Source organism: Vibrio sinaloensis, from assembly GCF_023195835.1.
Taxonomy (GTDB): Bacteria; Pseudomonadota; Gammaproteobacteria; order Enterobacterales; family Vibrionaceae; genus Vibrio; species Vibrio sinaloensis_C.
In genome coordinates, this window is sequence record NZ_CP096199.1 from 2,104,606 (window position 1) to 2,122,475 (window position 17,870).

General features: G+C 47.6%; 20 protein-coding genes. 9 read left to right on the top strand and 11 right to left on the bottom strand.

The window, feature by feature from the left end; translation table 11 throughout:
* Positions 1-13: 13 nt before the first annotated feature.
* From MTO69_RS09515 to nrfB, 7 genes are all read right to left on the bottom strand, one after another.
* On the bottom strand, positions 14-472 hold the full coding sequence (locus MTO69_RS09515) for a DUF2919 domain-containing protein (RefSeq protein WP_248328680.1): 459 nt from the start codon (positions 470-472) through the stop codon (positions 14-16).
* Positions 473-566: 94 nt separating this feature from the next.
* Positions 567-1,010, bottom strand: a complete 444-nt coding sequence (gene nrfF / locus MTO69_RS09520; protein ID WP_248328682.1) for a heme lyase NrfEFG subunit NrfF — start codon at positions 1,008-1,010, stop codon at positions 567-569.
* The gene (locus MTO69_RS09525) at positions 1,007-1,546 is read right to left on the bottom strand and encodes a DsbE family thiol:disulfide interchange protein (RefSeq protein WP_248328684.1); all 540 of its coding nucleotides are present in this window, start codon (positions 1,544-1,546) and stop codon (positions 1,007-1,009) included. The genes nrfF and MTO69_RS09525 overlap by 4 nt, the downstream gene beginning before the upstream one ends.
* Positions 1,524-3,419: a heme lyase CcmF/NrfE family subunit gene (locus MTO69_RS09530; RefSeq protein WP_248328686.1), complete on the bottom strand. Its 1,896-nt coding sequence runs from the start codon at positions 3,417-3,419 to the stop codon at positions 1,524-1,526. The genes MTO69_RS09525 and MTO69_RS09530 overlap by 23 nt, the downstream gene beginning before the upstream one ends.
* A 2-nt stretch (positions 3,420-3,421) precedes the next feature.
* Positions 3,422-4,393: a cytochrome c nitrite reductase subunit NrfD gene (nrfD, locus tag MTO69_RS09535; RefSeq protein WP_248328688.1), complete on the bottom strand. Its 972-nt coding sequence runs from the start codon at positions 4,391-4,393 to the stop codon at positions 3,422-3,424.
* A 2-nt stretch (positions 4,394-4,395) separates the two neighbouring features.
* Complete coding sequence (nrfC, locus tag MTO69_RS09540; RefSeq protein ID WP_248328690.1) at positions 4,396-5,082, bottom strand: cytochrome c nitrite reductase Fe-S protein; 687 nt, start codon at positions 5,080-5,082, stop codon at positions 4,396-4,398.
* 1 nt (position 5,083) lies between these two features.
* Positions 5,084-5,671: a cytochrome c nitrite reductase pentaheme subunit gene (gene nrfB / locus MTO69_RS09545; RefSeq protein WP_248328692.1), complete on the bottom strand. Its 588-nt coding sequence runs from the start codon at positions 5,669-5,671 to the stop codon at positions 5,084-5,086.
* 475 nt (positions 5,672-6,146) lie between these two features.
* On the opposite strand from nrfB, the gene nrfA reads away from it, so the two are divergent.
* Positions 6,147-7,574, top strand: a complete 1,428-nt coding sequence (nrfA, locus tag MTO69_RS09550) for an ammonia-forming nitrite reductase cytochrome c552 subunit (protein WP_248328694.1) — start codon at positions 6,147-6,149, stop codon at positions 7,572-7,574.
* A 39-nt stretch (positions 7,575-7,613) separates the two neighbouring features.
* Here nrfA and MTO69_RS09555 read toward each other — a convergent pair whose 3' ends face one another.
* Positions 7,614-8,153, bottom strand: coding sequence for a tetratricopeptide repeat protein (locus MTO69_RS09555; protein ID WP_248328695.1), 540 nt, complete (start codon positions 8,151-8,153; stop codon positions 7,614-7,616).
* Between the two features lie 82 nt (positions 8,154-8,235).
* Here MTO69_RS09555 and MTO69_RS09560 point away from each other — a divergent pair, with 82 nt between their 5' ends.
* On the top strand, positions 8,236-8,586 hold the full coding sequence (locus MTO69_RS09560; protein WP_248328697.1) for a DUF2956 domain-containing protein: 351 nt from the start codon (positions 8,236-8,238) through the stop codon (positions 8,584-8,586).
* Between the two features lie 108 nt (positions 8,587-8,694).
* Here the strand turns inward: MTO69_RS09560 and MTO69_RS09565 are convergent, their stop codons facing one another.
* A complete protein-coding gene (locus tag MTO69_RS09565) occupies positions 8,695-8,982 on the bottom strand; it encodes a winged helix-turn-helix domain-containing protein (protein ID WP_176287294.1) in 288 nt (95 codons plus the stop codon).
* 205 nt (positions 8,983-9,187) lie between these two features.
* Between MTO69_RS09565 and MTO69_RS09570 the strand changes: the two genes are divergently transcribed.
* Genes MTO69_RS09570 through MTO69_RS09585 form a run of 4 tightly spaced genes read left to right on the top strand, consistent with a single transcriptional unit; the run spans position 9,188 to position 11,555 of the window.
* Entirely contained in the window at positions 9,188-9,535 is a 348-nt protein-coding gene (locus MTO69_RS09570) for an ArsC family reductase (RefSeq protein WP_248328699.1), read from the top strand.
* 21 nt (positions 9,536-9,556) lie between these two features.
* Positions 9,557-10,690, top strand: a complete 1,134-nt coding sequence (gene dapE / locus MTO69_RS09575) for a succinyl-diaminopimelate desuccinylase (protein ID WP_248328701.1) — start codon at positions 9,557-9,559, stop codon at positions 10,688-10,690.
* A 2-nt stretch (positions 10,691-10,692) separates the two neighbouring features.
* A complete protein-coding gene (locus tag MTO69_RS09580; RefSeq protein WP_248328703.1) occupies positions 10,693-11,367 on the top strand; it encodes a M15 family metallopeptidase in 675 nt (224 codons plus the stop codon).
* Positions 11,368-11,375: 8 nt separating this feature from the next.
* Complete coding sequence (locus MTO69_RS09585) at positions 11,376-11,555, top strand: DUF2897 family protein (RefSeq protein WP_248328705.1); 180 nt, start codon at positions 11,376-11,378, stop codon at positions 11,553-11,555.
* Between the two features lie 29 nt (positions 11,556-11,584).
* Here the strand turns inward: MTO69_RS09585 and MTO69_RS09590 are convergent, their stop codons facing one another.
* Positions 11,585-12,361 (bottom strand): Zn-ribbon-containing protein, encoded by a 777-nt coding sequence (locus MTO69_RS09590; RefSeq protein WP_248328707.1) that lies wholly within the window; start codon positions 12,359-12,361, stop codon positions 11,585-11,587.
* Complete coding sequence (gene syd, locus MTO69_RS09595; protein ID WP_248328709.1) at positions 12,361-12,909, bottom strand: SecY-interacting protein; 549 nt, start codon at positions 12,907-12,909, stop codon at positions 12,361-12,363. Before syd ends, MTO69_RS09590 begins: the two co-directional genes overlap by 1 nt.
* Before the next feature lie 82 nt (positions 12,910-12,991).
* On the opposite strand from syd, the gene queF reads away from it, so the two are divergent.
* The 3 genes from queF to MTO69_RS09610 all read left to right on the top strand — a co-directional run bounded on the left by queF (position 12,992) and on the right by MTO69_RS09610 (position 17,785).
* On the top strand, positions 12,992-13,837 hold the full coding sequence (gene queF, locus MTO69_RS09600) for an NADPH-dependent 7-cyano-7-deazaguanine reductase QueF (RefSeq protein ID WP_248328711.1): 846 nt from the start codon (positions 12,992-12,994) through the stop codon (positions 13,835-13,837).
* 12 nt (positions 13,838-13,849) lie between these two features.
* Positions 13,850-16,120, top strand: a complete 2,271-nt coding sequence (locus tag MTO69_RS09605) for a tetratricopeptide repeat protein (RefSeq protein WP_248328713.1) — start codon at positions 13,850-13,852, stop codon at positions 16,118-16,120.
* Between the two features lie 99 nt (positions 16,121-16,219).
* On the top strand, positions 16,220-17,785 hold the full coding sequence (locus MTO69_RS09610; protein ID WP_248328715.1) for a GGDEF domain-containing protein: 1,566 nt from the start codon (positions 16,220-16,222) through the stop codon (positions 17,783-17,785).
* Positions 17,786-17,870: the final 85 nt, after the last annotated feature.

The window sequence follows — 17,870 nt, forward strand, 5'->3', positions numbered from 1 at the left end:
ATCGCTTGCGTTGTCACTCGATTGGCGGTGAAATAAAACTGTCTCTGACACTGCGACTATTCATGGTGTAGAGAATAAACCACAGCAGCAGCAACATCACCACACCATTGGCCCAGCTGAAAGCGCCATGGGTCAAGTAGACATGATAGGCCGATTGCGACAGTTGCGCACAGGCAGTGACGAGTGTAATCGGACGGCCCCACTCAACAAGACGATTAATTGCACGCCGCTCAGGCCCGCGCAGACCAAATAACCACATTAATAGTATGCTTGGTACGCCCATGGCTAAGCCCAAGTAAAGCATGCTCTGGTCGGGATAGATGATCGCCAGTATTTTGCTGCCACTTTCGCGGCTGGCTCCTGCGACCACAAACACCACCCAAGCTTTGGCCAGTAACAGCCATCCTAACCACAATAGCTTTGGCGCTTTCAAATAACCATGCTTGTCATATTGTTCGATTGCGTAGCGCATTAAACTTTCTTTACTCGTTAGGGTCTGGTCACTTTACCCTAAATACGCAATTGTTGATCAAATTTTTAGCTTGGTGGTCAACAAAATAGAGGGATTAGTTGCGCCTGATTCGACGGGCAGAAAGCACAACGAACACTAGCAGCAATGCGAGCGGTAATAGCCAAAGTAACGCATTGCTTGGATTAAATTCAGGCTTGTAGCGGACAAACTCACCATAACGTTGTGTCATAAAATCGATGACTTGTTTCTCGCTGCTGCCTTGGTCAATCATTTGGTAAACAATTAAGCGCAAATCTTTTGCGATGGGTGAGTTGGACTCAACTAAGTTTTGATTTTGACACTGAGGACAACGGAGGGATTTCGCAAGCTCAATCGCCTGTTTTTGCTTATCGAGGGATTGAAACTCAAATAATTCAACACGAACTTGCGGCTCGGCACTGGCAGCAACAAACAATGATGGCTCATTGGCAACAGAGTATGATGACCAAATACACAACAACCAACATACCCAATAACGTTTGACTCGACTTGAGGTCATCTTTTCTCTCCTAGCGAAAAATATCGCGCGAAGTGCTTTTGCCATACCGTCTCATTCATCACACCAAGATGCTTATAGACAATCTGTCCAGATTGACTAACAAGATAGGTTTCAGGTGTCCCCACCACCCCCAAGTCCAAGGCCAAACGACCATCCGGGTCAAACAAGGTCCGATGATAAGGCGTACCTAGTTTGGCCAGATACTGACGTGCGCTTGATGCCCGGTCTCGATAGTTCAAACCAATGATAGGCACGTTATTTTGTGCAAGTTGAATCAGAAAAGCATGCTCTTGACGGCAGACTGAACACCACGATGCCCAAACATTAACCAGTTGATATGGAGCATCAAACAGCTGCAGGCTGTTAACCTCACGTGCAGGTTCCAGCTGTTCAACAGCCATGCTAGGAAACTGGCGCACCACAGGTATCGCGCCTGCCTCACTGGTTTGCGAGTTCAAGCCTGCAACCAACAAGGCAACAAAACACAGCACGCCGACCATGAGTAACACCAATCTAAACTTGCTCGCAAGCACCATGCCTTACCTTTTCTCGTGGTCTGAACGTGAATGAAAGCAGACCACCGATCATTGCCAGTAGACCTCCTCCCCATATCCAACTGATATACGACTTATATTGTATCTTGACTGCATAGGAGTGCTGGTCGACCTTACTAGCCAAAGTCAGATAGTAGTCGCCATGCCAAAATGATTTGATCGCAGGCTCACTCATGTTCATCACACGTACTGGATAATAGCGGCGTTCTGGAGTGAGTTGGTAGTGACGACCCTGATGTACTAAATCAATCACGCCTTGCTCAGCAGTGTAATTGGGGCCAATCACCCAATCGGTAGTGCGGTAAGTTAACCAGCCATCGGGGATTTCAACTCGTGTACCCGCGGCCATTTTTTTGTTCAATTCGTATGAGTGTTCTGCGTTCATCACTGCACCCACACAGCTTATCGCAAAGCCGATATGCGCGGCGATCATAAAGGTCAGCTTGCCGACTCTAAACGACAACCATAAATGACTCAGTGCCACCCACATTGCCAACGCCCACACTGCTGCCACAGCCAAAGAGATGACCTCAACTTGAAGCCAATAACACACAACACCAAGCAGAGTACTGATAACAAAACCGAGCAAAGCTTTGTTCCTGTTGACCTCACTCCCCTGATGCCATTTCAACACAGGAGCGATTCCAAGTAGCATTAACGCGATAATCGAAAGCGGCATAAATAGGGTGTTAAAGTAGGGGGCGCCGACCGAAATCGATCCTCTCGTAATCAGTTGGTACCCCATGGGATAGAAAGTACCAAGAATCACAGTAAAGCTGGCAATCGAAAGCAGACCAACGGCCAACACTGCCAAGTAACCCCTTCCAAAGAGCGACTGAACACGATGAGATAGCACGCTTTCGGAGCGAACAAGTAGCAGACCAAAACCCGTTAGCAACACCACGGCTAAAATGGCTAGCAGGGCCACACCTTTGCCAGGATCTACTGCAAACGCATGGACAGATGTCAGCACGCCCGAGCGAACAACAAAAGTGCCAAGAATACTCAAACTAAACGTCACCAATGCCAAAGCCAGAGCCGTGTGCGTTTGTTGTTTATGTTTGTCGGCAGCCAATAGACTGTGCATGAGCGCGGTACCGGTGAGCCATGGCAACAGTGAAGCATTTTCAACCGGATCCCAAAACCACCAGCCACCCCAACCGAGTTCATTGTATGCCCACCAAGACCCAACCAAGATGCCGAGCGTCAAAAACATCCACGCTAAGGTGGCCCATGGTCTTGCCAACGCCACCCAAGCCTCCTCTACTTCAGATTGCATCAAGGCGGCTATGGCAAAAGTCAACACGGTCGAAAAGCCAATGTATCCGAGATAGAGAAGCGGAGGATGAAAGATCAAGCCGATATCTTGCAACATCGGATTGAGATCCCTGCCCTGTTCCAACCATTGTTCTGAATAGAGAAACGGATTAGAAGTGAGGAGTGTAAACCAAGCAAAAGCGGCTACCAGCAGGCCCATCAGCCATAACACGTCTTGTCGATATGCGCACGGCATGTTTCCTATCTGGCTGATCAAAGCCGACCAAAGAGCCAAGGTAAAGACCCAAAACAGCATCGAGCCTTCATGGCCACCCCATACTGCCGCGACTTTAAATAATAGAGGCAACGCAGAATTGGAATGCGCCGCTACGTAATAAAAATGAAACTGATCGAAAGTAAACAAGTAGCCCAATGCCACTAAACTCAGCAGTGCAGCGACTGCGTTGAGTTTTGCCACAATGGATAGAGAGCCAGGATATTGCTGCTGGTGCCACTTTTGCCATGCGTAGATCACGCTTGTGATCGTGCTCGAAACCGCAACCCAAATTAAAGCAAGATGGCCTAACTCCCCAACCATGGTTAAACGACCGTCATCTGTCCAGCATAAAGAATGAAGGTACGCAGCATTAACACTCCGACCAAGCTCAACGTGGTTACGACTAGAATATAGCCACTATTGTGACGCGTCTGTTGAGGAGTCACCGCGTTCAACGTGAGCGGTAATATCATGCCAATCAGTACAACACCAAACCAAAACCAGTTAGACCAAAATCCGCCACCTATCGCGTTCCAAGCAGCCGCTTCATTCTGACCACCGCTAAAAATCAACCCAGTGAAGAAGGTCACCAGCACGAACAACTCAAACATCACTACCGGTCGCTCGAACTTGTGCACCCACGCCACACTCGGACTAGACGCGGACTCTTTAAACAGCAAAATACCGAACATTAAACATGCGGCGGCGCCAGAAGAGAGGCTTGAGAATAAAAATAGTATCGGTAGTACTGGGTTGTTGAGCATTGGATAGGTTTTCAATGCCGAAAGTAGAAACCCTGTGTAGGCAGCGAGCACAATCGCTAGGAAACCCAAGAACAGTTCAATCGCATTGGTAAACTTACCCGATTTGAGTAACAAACCATCTACAAAATCCAACAGTTTGTTCGGCAATAACCCTTCACAGAACTGAATGATCGCGTGACGGAATAGCACACCAATCCAAACAAACAGCACTAGCATATACACTTGGAATAAAATCACCCCCATCGACATGACTGAACTTGGGTTGTAATAAATCATGATTTTCCAAAACTCTAGTGGTTTAGTGAGATGGAAAATCAAGATCGTTAAACCAGACACAATGCCAAACGGGGCAAGCCAAGCCATCGCTTTGATAATGCCATTAGTTGCGGGATCGCCTTGAATGACATTACGCTTTAGATACAAAGCAATCATCACCGCTCCAGCGGACATACCGGCGAGAAATAGATAAACAGCGATAATCCAGTCCCACACCAAAGAGTCAAACTGAAAAGCGTTTTCAAAACCAGTCATGATTAGATCTCCCCTTTTTGATGAGGCACTTTGTACAATTTAGGTTTAGTACCTAAATGCACTTTGTCGCGATAAACCACTTCCGTTTGCAGAACCTGGTTTATCTCGCCGTTTGGATCATTAAGATCGCCAAAAATCAGCGCTTTTGTTGGACAAGATTCGACACAAGCAGGTTGCTTGCCAGCGGCCAAATTAGTATCGCGACAAAAATTACACTTGTCGGCCGAATGGTCTTCTGGGTTGAAGAATCGTACTTGGTATGGGCAAGCAGCTAAACAGTAGCCACAACCAACACATTTCTCTTTGTGGACGTCAACAATGCCTGTTTTTTCATCTTTGTAGGCCGCGCCTGTTGGACAGACATAGACACAGGGTGGGTTTTCACAATGTTGGCAAGATTTGCGAGTAAAACGGTAATCAACATTGGGAAACTCTCCTTGAGGTTCACTGCGAATGATCTCTAGGCGCGATACCCCTTGCGGCACCTTGTTCACTTCGCGACAGGCATCAGTACAAGCAGTACATCCTATACAGGCGGTTTCGTCGTGGACCATACCATATAACTTGGTCCCATCTGCCTCGACATTGGCGAGCGTTTTTCGGCTGTTAAACACCGAGACACCTGCGGTTCCTGTGGTGAAAATGACCGCCCCTGCACCAGTTAAGAAGTTTCGTCTCGAGCAACTCATACTACTTCTCCTCTTTTTGCTGGTTGAAATCTGAATGGCAGTCGACGCACATCTTGATCCGTTGTTTACGCTCAAGCCCTAACACCTTGGTTTTACTAGCGTGAACGTCATGACAGTTCGAACAGGTTAGGTTTTTGGCATGCACATCGTGGGTCCAACTATCATCTCGCAGATACTTGGGTTGATGGCAATCCGTACATTGACTGTTCGCTTTGAGAATGGCTTGTGGATCGAGGAACTGTTTTTCAGTACCCGGTTGTGACTGTGCACTTGAGTACTTAGTCACTAATGGCGCACCTTCGCGGTGATCCGGACCTATGTTGTTGTGACATTCGGTACAGTTGACTTCACGGCCGAGTATCTTGTGTGCTTCTTCCCCATGAGACCCCATCAATGTTTTTTTGGCGTCTTTATGACACTGGATACACTTGTAGTCCTTGTCACGGAAAAGCGTAACTTCATGGCGAGCTGATGTGCCTTCAGACTGCAATGTTGAAGTATCGGCAACGGCATGAAGAGAATAACCATAGAGGCACAACGCAAAAAGGGATTTTAGCATTATGACTATGGCCAACTTAATATTGCCCATATTATTCCTTCCTTGTACCCGCCCTAATTTACTGGTTTTAACAATAAATGATTTTGACGGGAAAAATTAAAACCCATTGATCGGTATAATCCGATCAAACGAGATCAATTCTTATTTTGGAAAAGCCACAACGCTATCGATTAAATAGTACTCCCCTCGTCCCATATAGGTAGAGAATTGTGATTATTTTTCGACCTCTGTCACCCTAAATAAAAACGATAAAAATCCGCTAAGCCTCTGATGATAATAAGTTTCATTATTTAATTTAGAGCCCAACCCTACCCCTTAAGGGGTATATATAAATCAACATGAACTCGATCACTATTCAAAATTGATCTAGAACAATAAAGGCTAACCACAACGCTACTCTATTTGTTTCTATTTACTACAATTGGATTCAGTTTCTCCAATTCTTAGTTTGGAATCTAGCCAGTTCACAACGCTGCTAATAAAAACAGAATATGGAGATATCACTGTGAACAAATTGCATTGGATAACAAAGTCCACCGCAGTGTTAGCAATAGTAGCAGGCGCCCTAGCCAGCGCACTGAGCTTTGCTGCAACTGAGCCAAATACACTGATCGACCCACGCAATGACGCGTACCAGCAGCAGCACCCCGATCAATACCATTCTTGGAAGGCGACCTCTGAAAGTGAACACATCGAAGACGCATTAGCGGAAGACCCTAACATGGTCATCATGTGGGCTGGCTATGGTTTCGCCAAGGATTACAACAAGGCTCGCGGCCACTTTTATGCGCTTGACGATGTTCGTCAAACGTTGCGTACAGGTGCACCGCAAGACGAAAACTCAGGCCCAATGCCGATGGCTTGCTGGAGCTGTAAAAGCCCGGATGTAGGCCGCGTGATCGATGAACGTGGTGAAGATGGATACTTTCAAGGCAAGTGGGCGCGACTAGGGGCTGAAATTGCGAATCCTATTGGCTGTGCAGACTGTCACGATACTCGAAGCCAAGCCTTTAAAAATGGCGAGCCAGCCTTGGCACTTGCCAAACCCTATGTAGACCGAGCTTTTAAAGCGATTAACAAGCCATTTGACCAACAATCTCGACTTGATCAACAAGCGTCTGTCTGTGGTCAGTGTCATGTTGAGTATTACTTCACTGGACCAAACAAGTCGGTCAAATTTCCTTGGGATATGGGGACCACTGTCGATGACATGGAGAAATACTATGATGCGCTAGGCTTCGCAGACTGGACGCACAAAGTCTCTAAAGCCCCGATGCTCAAAGCCCAGCACCCGGGGTACGAAACGTGGCGTGATGGCATCCATGGAAAAAACAAAGTGGTCTGTGTCGATTGTCACATGCCTAAAGTCACCAAGGAAGACGGCAGCGTATATACAGACCACAAAGTCGGCAATCCTTTCGACCGTTTTGAAGATACCTGTGCCAACTGTCATACCCAGTCCAAAGACCAGTTAAGAGAAGTCGTCTCAACCCGTAAGGCTCAGGTGCTCAACATGAAACTGACCGCGGAAAAACAAATCGTTGCAGCCCATTTTGAAGCTGGCGCCGCTTGGGACGCAGGCGCTACACAAGAGGAGATGAGCGATATTTTACAGGATATTCGTCACGCTCAATGGCGCTGGGACTACGCAATCGCTTCGCACGGTGTTCATATGCACGCACCAGAAGTCGCGCTTGAAGTACTAGGAACCGCTGTCGATAAAGCAGCCGACGCGAGAACAAAACTCGTGCGCCTATTGGCGAAAAAAGGTATCACTGACCCAATTGAGCTACCTGATATTTCAACCAAAGCAGCCGCACAGCAAGCGCTTGGTATGGACATGGAGCAAATGAAGGCCGAAAAAGCAGAGTTCCTAAAAACCGTGGTCCCAGACTGGGAAGAGCAAGCGAAGCAACGGGAGTCAAACTACTAATCACCACAAACCCAAACCGGCGCTCAATGCGCCGGTTTGTTATTGGGCATTTGAAACCAGCGACTTAGCTTGATTTAGAGATTGAATTACCCCGACTCTATCCTGACTGGGGCCAGCGTTATCTAACATCAAGGTCCAAGCATCAATCGCCTCTTGATACCGCAAACTGATAAAATGATCACCGGCGATCAAGGCCAGAGCTGTCCAGTTATAGGGGTCTCTATCCAATGCCTGTTTTAACAGTTGCTGAACCTCAGTTGTCATGGTTTGATTACTTAGATAGTAGAGCGACGTTGCTTTTGCTGCCAGCTGATTGGCGGTTGGTGTGTCACTCAAGCGCAGCGCATAATCAAAGCAAGTCAACGCAGAAGAGAAATCTTGTTGATTGAGATACCCGTGCCCGAGTTGAAACCATAACTCGGCTTGATTCGGATCTTGAGTTAGCTGCTGCTGGATTGAGTTCATCCACTCATGGTGGGTCGGTGCCACGTCGGTTTGTAACGCTGGCGGTTTGTCCCCTTGCAACCACACGTACGTCGGCAACATAACCAACACGCTTGCGATAAACGCTCGTTTCATTGCTATCCCTTATGCACTCCCTTTCCACTTTACTATAACGTGTTACGATAAGCGTATCTTTGATCCAGCCAGACCTATCTCAATGAAGAATAAAAACGTTCCCTCCTTAGAGACTCAACAAGAGGCGCTTAAAATCGCCAAGGCAACACAAAAGCCAGGACAAACCAAAGAACAAACTCGCTTAATCGCTCAAGGGATTGAAAAAGGCATCGCACTGTATAAGAAGCAACAAAAAGAGCGCGCTCGAGCAGCAGATAAAGCCAAGAAAAAAGCGCAGAAAGCCAAACAAGCGCCGTCAACGGTAGGAGAGCCCTCTCCCCCATCGACATCGTCAGAATCCGTCACTCCAACGTCGTCGAATAGCGCCAAAATCGCCTGGGGATTACTCATGATAAGTTGGCTGGGATTTATCGCCTATGTCAGCCAACAATAAATCACTGTGTTTGCTGCACATCAGCGCCTATTCTTGTACCGACGCAGACTAAAGATACAAAAAAACCTAGCCACCAGGTGCTAGGTTTTTTGAATTTGGATTCCATTTTTATGCCTGAAAGCCCAAACTGGCGGCAATGTCAGATTGCCTCTCTATGACCCATTGGCTGTCGAACGGTCCCCAATCTGACAGTTGATAATAACCGTCATTATGGCGGCGTCCATCTTGAACAAACATTAGCTCAATGCCAATACCGGGCAGGGCTTTAATCACGTCTTGAATAGTGCGGCGTGGCCAACCTGTTTGCTCGATGAGTTTAGGCACATTTGGCCTGTCTAAGTTTTCCACTAGCAGGGCAAGATACAAGCGCCTCGCAAAAACAGGACTCAACTCCATTGATACCTCCTATAAATTTCTAGAGTCATTATTTCTGTTTTGCACTGTCATGTGTTGCGTTTGATCAAAAACTCTACGATCGCTCACCACCAAAGCGGCTTTTTTTTACTCATTGAAATATATCCATCACACTTTTGTCTCGCCGTACACTTCCTGCTAGGATGCGTCAAACAACATTACAAAAGTCACTTCCAAAGGTTTTACTATGACAATCACCATGTATGGCATTGCTAACTGCGACACGATTAAAAAGGCCAAAAAGTGGCTCGAAGCAGAGGGAGTGGAATACCAATTTCACGATTACCGCAAGCAAGGAATCGACACCGCCTTGGTCAAGCAGTTCTGTCAGCAACTTGGTTGGGAGAATGTACTCAACAAACGTGGCACCACCTATCGTCAATTGAGCGCAGAGCAAAAAGAAGCGCTCAATGAAACCAATGCCATTGCACTGTTGGTGGAACAACCAGCCATGATAAAACGCCCTATTTTGGTTGTCGGCGATGACTACCACATCGGCTTTAAGGCCGACCAATACGCCACCATTTTTTCATAATATTTAGTAAGGATTTCAAGGATGACAGACAGCCCTACTCTGGCTCTCGCAAAAGATTTAATCAGCCGTCAATCAGTGACACCTGAAGATGCCGGTTGCCAAGAGGTGATGATTGACCGACTTAAAGCGCTCGGCTTTGAAGTGGAAGTCATGGTATTTGAAGATACCACTAACTTCTGGGCCCGCCGTGGTACAGAATCGCCGCTGTTTGCGTTTGCTGGCCACACTGACGTTGTTCCTGCGGGCAACCTAGATCATTGGCATACAGCCCCATTCGAGCCAACGATAAAAGATGGCCTGTTGTATGGTCGCGGCGCCGCAGACATGAAAGGTTCACTGGCCAGTATGGTGGTGGCCGTCGAGCAGTTTATTGCGGCGCATCCTGATCACAAAGGCTCTATTGGCTTCTTAATTACCTCCGATGAGGAAGGCCCATTTATCAATGGGACTGTGCGTGTGGTTGAAACCTTGATGGCGCGCGGAGAGAACATCGACATGTGTATTGTCGGTGAGCCATCGAGTACCGAAGTGGTCGGTGACGTGGTAAAAAACGGTCGCCGTGGCTCAATCACCGGCGATCTTACGGTTAAGGGCATTCAAGGTCATGTGGCGTATCCGCACTTGGCGAAAAACCCAGTCCACCAATCGCTGCTGGCCATTCACGAGTTGGCGACCACCGAATGGGACCAAGGCAACGACTATTTTCCACCGACCAGTTTCCAAATTCCTAACCTTCATGCGGGTACCGGCGCGTCCAATGTGATCCCAGGTGAGTTTAACGTCCAGTTCAATCTTCGTTTTAGTACTGAGTTAAACAACGAAGTGATTGTTCAACGCGTAACAGAGACGCTCGACAAACACGACTTAGATTACCAGCTCAAGTGGACATTCAACGGCGACCCATTCTTAACCGACACTGGCGCGCTGTTAGATGCAGTGGTAGACGCGGTTGATAGAGTCAACCAAACCAAGCCCGCCCTGCTCACCACGGGTGGCACCTCAGACGGTCGTTTTATCGCTCGAATGGGAGGGCAAGTCGTTGAGCTGGGGCCAGTCAACGCCACCATTCACAAAGTTAACGAATGTGTCAGTGTTGCTGACTTGGAAAAGCTCACCCAAATGTACCAACAGACGTTGGAAAACCTGCTGGTTTAACCATGACACCCGAGCAACTGACCGGACAAAGGACCGACCACTTAATCGAGACCATGGTCGGACAAAAAAGCTTCTTGGTTCACCCTCAAGTGAGCCAAGAGTTGTTGGCGCTCAAGCAGGCAGCAGCCCAAGCGGGGTTTGATTTAAACATCGCCAGTGGCTTTCGTGATTTCGAGCGTCAGCTGCGGATCTGGAACAATAAACTATCAGGACAAAGCGCGGTTCTCGATAATGACAGCCAGCCGTTAGACATTCACTCATTGAGTGAAGAGCAGCTGGTGTTTGCCGTATTGCGCTGGTCTGCGCTCCCTGGCGCAAGTCGCCATCACTGGGGTACTGACTTTGATGTGTTTGCCCGCGACCGCCTACCGCACGATACCTCACTGAAACTCGAACCATGGGAATATCTCACTGGCCATCAACGCGAGTTCTATGACTGGTTAAAGGCAAATCTTGGTCAGTTTGGCTTTTTCTGTCCTTACGCCGAAGATTTAGGCGGTGTCGCGGTGGAGCCTTGGCACATTAGCCATCGCATCACGGCCGAGCGCTGTTTGCAGCAACTGAATCTCGACATTCTCCAGCAACAACTGACGACTCTGCCTATTTTAGGCAAGCAAACAGTGTCAGTCCTGCTAGAAAAGATCTACAATCAGTTTATTAGCAATATCTCTCGATAAGGGCTGTGATGGAACTACTGACAAACCCGTGGGTGATTAGTTTTATTGTACTCAGCGTTGTCATCGGTAACATCGCCGCGCTTAAGTACACGGCCAATATGAAATTTGGTCAGATGGATAAAAAGTCCCCTCCCACTGAAAACAGTGAAAAAGACGAACAAAACCAGAAAGATAAAGACCTGCATTGAGCGGGTCTTTTGCGTTTGCCTGGCTCAGATCACTTTAAGTGATCCCAAGAAATGTTGGACACCAGTCGGCAGGTGTCGCATTTAAAGTGAAAGATATCATGTAGTGGCTGATCGAGTAGCCACTCTCCACCGCACTTAGGGCACTTTCGGGCTCTCTCATCCGCAAGGCTCTGACCGCCCACTCGGTACTGATAATAGTAAGTCGGAATCTTGGTCAGATACTCAATTCGGCCACGCAAATCCCAACCACGCTTAAACAGCACACTGTCCGCATCACATATTTCATGCAGCGCGGCATGTTCGGCGCGACATCCGCCCGCCATCTGGATTTCATCACACGCTTGCCACTCAGTTTGCCATTTGATCACTGCCTTGTGGTCGCCGTTTAACGTCGGTTGATTGCGATACAGGGGGATAGGTAACAGGGTATCGCCACTTCGCAGTGGAGAACAAGTATGCACATAGGTGGTATAAAGCACTTGCCAGCTTGGTGACTCCTCTTCTGCTGCTTGCTCAGAGTTCAAATCACGGCCCAACAGACGCATTTTCGGCGCGAGTAAACTGGCATCAGAGAGACGGTTCAAACATACTTTGACAAAATCGGAGTGATAATTGGGATGCAAGCTGTCTTGCTCAGGGCACACGACCCGCACAAAAAACTCGCCTTCTCCCATCACAATCGGGAACTCACGCCCGAGCACTTGGCCGTTATACCGTAAAGCATCCATCAAGCCATTAATCGCTTTGTCTACCGCCGAGACAGTGGTGTTGTCAAAGCATTCAAACTGCAATTCAACGACGTGCATTACTCAACCACAACTTCAATTTGTGTTAAAAACTCGGCCAGATCTTGAGCCAGAATGTCGCGCTTATCGGTACCCAGACGCTCTAGAATCACGTTGCCAGTGAGGTTACAAATCGAAATGACATCCAGCTCAGTATCGGTGGCGGCAATAAACACCGTTGGCTTTAACTTCAAACGGCGCTGAGTCACTAGATGCCCTAAGATATTTTCTTGTAAACGGACAAAATCTTCATCGCTCCACACTTGCAGAAGAGTCAACGGATTACCTTGCCAAGTGGCTTCCATATCCGCACTGTATTGGGCACCGTAAAAGGTTTTGATGTCGTCGTGCAAAGTCAGCTCAATACCGTTTTCAACATTGGTAAAATCTGCAAACACCTCTCGCGGGCACGCTTGCCACTCAACATGTTGCGCAGTTTTTCGCTCCACACATGGCGAGACCAAGTCGACCAACTCTGTGCTGGTTGGTAAGTGCCCTAACGCTTCAAGATGGGCTTGACGGTATTTTTCACTGAATGATCGCAACGCTTGTAAGGCATTATCAGCCATTAGATTCTCCAACATCAATATTCGCTTTTGACCGCAGGATTGCGTAAAATTCTCGCCATTCTAATAGAAAACGAACAAAAGTATGAGCAAATATTCTGATGCGAAAGAGCTAACTGGCCTAACCCTTGGACAGAAGACTGAATACGCCAATCAATACGACCCGAGCTTACTGCAACCTGTACCACGCAGCCTAAATCGAGACGACTTAGAGCTGGGTGAGACGCTGCCTTTTAACGGTTGTGATATTTGGACTCTGTATGAGCTATCGTGGCTGAATAAAAAAGGACTGCCGCAAGTGGCCGTCGGCGAAGTCTCTATCCCAGCCACCAGCGCCAACCTGATCGAATCGAAGTCATTCAAGCTCTACTTAAACAGCTTCAACCAAACCCGTTTTGCAAGCTGGGACCAAGTTGAGCAAACTTTAATCAAAGATCTGTCTCGCTGCGCTGGAGAGAGTGTTGATGTTACGCTTCGTGGCGTAGAGGATTACACAGATACGGTGATTGTCTCGATGGAAGGTGAGTGTATCGACAATCAAGATATCGAGATCACCAGCTACGATTTTGACCGCAATCTATTGTCTGGTGCGGCCAAAGGCGAGGTGGTGAGCGAAAGTCTGCACAGCCATTTATTGAAATCAAACTGCTTAATCACCAACCAACCGGACTGGGGCAGCGTCGAAATCCAATACACGGGCCAGCAAATAGATCGTGAAGCCCTGCTGCGCTATTTGGTCTCATTCCGTGAGCATAATGAATTTCACGAACAGTGCGTGGAGCGCATTTTCACTGACCTGATGCATTTCTGCCAACCTCAGTCGTTGACTGTATATGCCAGATACACCCGACGTGGCGGGCTAGACATCAACCCTTACCGCTCGAACATCAACCACCAGCCAAACCATAATCAACGTATGGCACGACAATAAGGAAAGCGGTCTATGGTGAATGTATGCTGGAAGCGATGGCTGTGCGCTTGGCTATTATTGCTTGCTTTGCCGTCGATGGCCAATACCATCTACGCCTCTGCAAGTTTAAATGAAGCCAACAATTTGGTCGATGTGGTTCCCCATCAGGCGAAACAGTTAGTCAACGACTACTTAGAACAGCGCACCCTGTCTGACAATACAGAGCAAAGTCCGGCAGCGATGTCGCGCGATGATGCAGACAGCCGTATTCGCACTCCCGGTAGCACCATAGACGCTTTGCGTATTCTTGCTCAAGCCGAGTACAACTTGGGCAACACACCACAAGCCCTTAAGCACTTGCGTGACGCACGCAGTATCGCTGAACGCTACAATCTTCCTTACCTGCTGATTAGTGTCGTGTTGGAAGAGACGCAGCTGATCTGGCTGATAGACCAAGACCACAGCAAAGCGCGAACTAAACTCAGCCAGTTAGAACAGCGCTTTGCTGCCATAGACAATCCACAACAATTGGTTCGTGGCCTTGGCTATCGAATCTTGATGTTTCAAGCGCAAATCGCCTCTCGCGAAGGCGATATCAGCCGTGCCGACCAGTTATATGCAGAGGCCAAAGCGTATGTCGATAGCACAGAATCGACCGCGATATTTATCGACTATCACACCACAGTAGGCCAGCATCTACTGGCCAATAAACAGTACAATCGCGCCCTGTCAGAGCTTCTGATCAGCTATTGGAAAGCGATAGAAAAAGACTCCGCCAACCAACTGGCTCAGGTAAACCGCTTGTTAGGTCAGCTCTTTTTTGAGCGTAAGGTTCTTGATAAAGCCAACAACCATTACTCTCAAGCGGCGGACTACTACGATAATTATCAAGGTTCGCCCGCCCTTCCTCCGATTCTAAAAAGCATGGGCGACATCTACTACCAACAGGGTAAGTACAATTTAGCCTTGGTTCATTACTTCAATGCCATGGACCATGATCGGCTGCACAACAACATCGAAAATATTATCGATCTGCACATTGCACTAGCTTCTACCTACCTTAAACTGGTCAACTACCCGCTGGCTGAACAATACCTAGAGCGCGCGCAAGAGCTGCTGCAATACGCAGACATTCCACGTTCGCAATCCCACGCCCTATTACTGGAAGCTGAACTGGCCCGTTTTCAGCGCCGCCCCAAACAAGCCATTGCGGCGGCTGAACGGGCGCTGGAGATCGCGCAAAACCAGCAAGACATCAATATAGAAAAGTTCGCTTATCAACTGCTCTATTTAGGCTATGAAATGGACAACCAATACCAACGAGCTTTAGAGAGCTTAAAGCACTACAACTCGTTGGCCGCCATTGAACAGCAACAAACCGACTTACTCAGTGAAGATGCGTTTCGTCAGCAAAAAGAGTTTGTCGAACAGACTCTACATCTAAATAGCCAGAAACAAGAACTGGATCAGACGCAAACCGACTATCGTAAGTTTCAGAATATCACTCTGACTCTGTTCATTTTATGTGCGATTCTTTTTTTGTTCCTGCTGCGCCGAGGGCACGTCATCGGCCTGCAAAATGAAGAGCTGGATGCACTCAATGAAGATCTCTATACCCATTCTCGCTCAGGGTTAAAGAACTTACGCATGCTAAATGCCCGGCTGCCAGCCTCATTGGAAGAGAGCAATCACAAGTTTGAAAAGTGGCATGTGGGTGAGCTTATCCACGAACCACTCAACGATCGGCTACGTTTCGTCATGATTGATGTGCCCTTCTTGCGTAACATGTATCTGCAACATGGTTATCAAGAGGGACTTAAACTTGAGCGTGCGTTCGGCGATTTTCTCAAACAACGTGTTCAACACCCTGCGCGTATTTACCACTTCTCCGATGCCAACTTGCTCTATATTGAACCCAATAGTGAGCAAAACACGCAGCCCGAGCAGTTGTTCGAAAAAATCCAACAATGGATCTTGGAGTTCGAACCGGATCGACGTATTAATCGCATCATTCGCATTGGCATGGCCGATTATCCGTTTTTGCCACGCGCCTATACCGCGGTCAATGACAAAGAACTGATCGATGTACTCCTAATGTCGACCAGTACAGCTCGAACACTGAGTATGAAAGAGCATTCGAGCCAATGGGTCTATTTACGTGCGATTGAGAACGCCCCGGCCGCTAGTTTGGCAACCGGAAATATCCGCAAAGCATGCAAACACTCGATTAATCAGGGCTTAATTAAAGTTCACTCTTCTTTCAAGAATGAGGACAGCATCAAAAAACTATTAAAAGATGAGTAAAAGCTCGGCAATCGAACTCACAAACTCGTGACGGCCTCGATTTATTTGATATTATCGACAGATTACTAAGTAGCAGTAGATTCCTCCTTAAGTTTATTCATGGGCGTTCTTGAGCAAGATCTTCAGTCACAGCTTCACAAGCTGAAATCTCAATTGGAACAAGTTCGATTGACACAGCGGGATACCTCGTTCAAATTTAAAAGAGAACAGAAGGTCCTACAGCGCATCATTGCGTCGCTAAGTAGCGCCTATAAAAGCGAAAACCCAAGATTAAACGCAGGGTTAATAGAACTAAAGCAAGCTATCGAGCAGCAACAAGACGTCAGTACTCTCATACCAAAACTTGCGGTATTGGAGCGTTTGCTTAAACAACAAGGCTTGGCTATGGATAAACAAACAGAACATCTCGATTCTCAAATCAAGCACAGCGGCGAAACCTTATTGCGGCTGACGGGATTGCCAGCAAAAATCAAACGCGATCTGCGTGATTTGCTGAGCTATTCTAATGGCTTAAAGCATCCTAAAGCCGAACAAGCGATGCGCCTTCTCAGCCTTTATGAACGTTCTGTTAAAATTATCACCTCCAACCCCGAACACACCATCAATCAAATCGCCAATAGCTCTGACCGAGAACTGCTACTGAGACTGTCCGATGAACTGCAACACTTAATTACTGAACTCGACTTCGAAGGCGAATCGGGTGAGTTGCTGGCTGATATTCGTGCCAAACTGCTGATTGGCGTCAATAGCCATGTGCTACTCGAACTGACTTTACAAACACTCAAACTGGTTATCGAGGGGACCAACTATGAGCGTAAAACCTCAGAGCAGTTCCTTGAGCAAGTCAATGCCAGCCTTTCGTCATCGCTTAAGAGTTCAGCGCAAAACGTCCAGCAATCACAAAGCTATTTTGAACATCGACAAGAGATGAATGGTGAGTTGGTTGAGCTACTTGATAGCACACAAAATAAAGTTTCGAACGCCAAATCACTCGATGAACTGAAACAGCAAGTCAATCCTCTTCTCAGTCAGATCAGTTCTCTTTCCGAGCGGCTAAAGCATGCCGAACAGCGTGAACAAGCTTTGCTCGATCGCATGAGCTACGGCAAAAACCAGCTCGAAGCCCTGTATGAAGTGACGCAAGACTATCGACGCCGCTTGGAAGATCAAGCCCAGCGAATGCTGCTCGACCCACTGACTAAAGTGTACAATCGCGCCGCATTTGGCGACCGTCTCGAACTCGAGTACAGGCGTTGGATTCGTGCCCAACACACGCTTCGAGTGGTGATTCTTGATATTGATGGTTTTAAATCCATTAACGATAGCTTTGGCTATACTGCCGGAGATAAGGCGCTTAAAATTATTGCTCGCACGATCAAGAAACAGCTGCAAGAAACCGATACCGTCGCCCGCTTCTCTGGTGAAGAATTTATTCTGCTGCTTCCAGAAATCAGTGACAACGACGCGTTCAATGTGATTCAGACTATCCAGAAGCAAGTGGCCCAATTGCCATTTAAGTTCCGCGACCGCCATCTGAGCATCACTTTATCCGCTGCCAGTACCGCATTTAAAGACTCCGACACACCAGAAGAGATCCTTGAACGCCTCAATCTGTGCCTAAACGAAGCCAAAGCGCTCGGTAGCAGCCAACTGGTTTGGCGCTAAGCTCTCACACCTCCCCTTGTTATCACTCAATCTTGCTTATTGATCTATATATATCAATCAGTTACCTTTATTATCTCGTAACAAC

Coding starts and splice junctions, on each gene's coding strand:
- MTO69_RS09580 (WP_248328703.1), top strand. CDS start 10,693: ATGACACCCGAGCAACTGACCGGACAAAGGACCGACCACTTAATCGAG.
- MTO69_RS09570 (WP_248328699.1), top strand. CDS start 9,188: ATGACAATCACCATGTATGGCATTGCTAACTGCGACACGATTAAAAAG.
- MTO69_RS09560 (WP_248328697.1), top strand. CDS start 8,236: ATGAAGAATAAAAACGTTCCCTCCTTAGAGACTCAACAAGAGGCGCTT.
- nrfD (WP_248328688.1), bottom strand. CDS start 4,393: ATGACTGGTTTTGAAAACGCTTTTCAGTTTGACTCTTTGGTGTGGGAC.
- MTO69_RS09525 (WP_248328684.1), bottom strand. CDS start 1,546: ATGGTGCTTGCGAGCAAGTTTAGATTGGTGTTACTCATGGTCGGCGTG.
- dapE (WP_248328701.1), top strand. CDS start 9,557: ATGACAGACAGCCCTACTCTGGCTCTCGCAAAAGATTTAATCAGCCGT.
- nrfB (WP_248328692.1), bottom strand. CDS start 5,671: ATGGGCAATATTAAGTTGGCCATAGTCATAATGCTAAAATCCCTTTTT.
- MTO69_RS09530 (WP_248328686.1), bottom strand. CDS start 3,419: ATGGTTGGGGAGTTAGGCCATCTTGCTTTAATTTGGGTTGCGGTTTCG.
- MTO69_RS09585 (WP_248328705.1), top strand. CDS start 11,376: ATGGAACTACTGACAAACCCGTGGGTGATTAGTTTTATTGTACTCAGC.
- MTO69_RS09605 (WP_248328713.1), top strand. CDS start 13,850: ATGGTGAATGTATGCTGGAAGCGATGGCTGTGCGCTTGGCTATTATTG.
- queF (WP_248328711.1), top strand. CDS start 12,992: ATGAGCAAATATTCTGATGCGAAAGAGCTAACTGGCCTAACCCTTGGA.
- MTO69_RS09515 (WP_248328680.1), bottom strand. CDS start 472: ATGCGCTACGCAATCGAACAATATGACAAGCATGGTTATTTGAAAGCG.
- MTO69_RS09565 (WP_176287294.1), bottom strand. CDS start 8,982: ATGGAGTTGAGTCCTGTTTTTGCGAGGCGCTTGTATCTTGCCCTGCTA.
- MTO69_RS09555 (WP_248328695.1), bottom strand. CDS start 8,153: ATGAAACGAGCGTTTATCGCAAGCGTGTTGGTTATGTTGCCGACGTAC.
- MTO69_RS09590 (WP_248328707.1), bottom strand. CDS start 12,361: ATGCACGTCGTTGAATTGCAGTTTGAATGCTTTGACAACACCACTGTC.
- nrfF (WP_248328682.1), bottom strand. CDS start 1,010: ATGACCTCAAGTCGAGTCAAACGTTATTGGGTATGTTGGTTGTTGTGT.
- nrfC (WP_248328690.1), bottom strand. CDS start 5,082: ATGAGTTGCTCGAGACGAAACTTCTTAACTGGTGCAGGGGCGGTCATT.
- syd (WP_248328709.1), bottom strand. CDS start 12,909: ATGGCTGATAATGCCTTACAAGCGTTGCGATCATTCAGTGAAAAATAC.
- MTO69_RS09610 (WP_248328715.1), top strand. CDS start 16,220: ATGGGCGTTCTTGAGCAAGATCTTCAGTCACAGCTTCACAAGCTGAAA.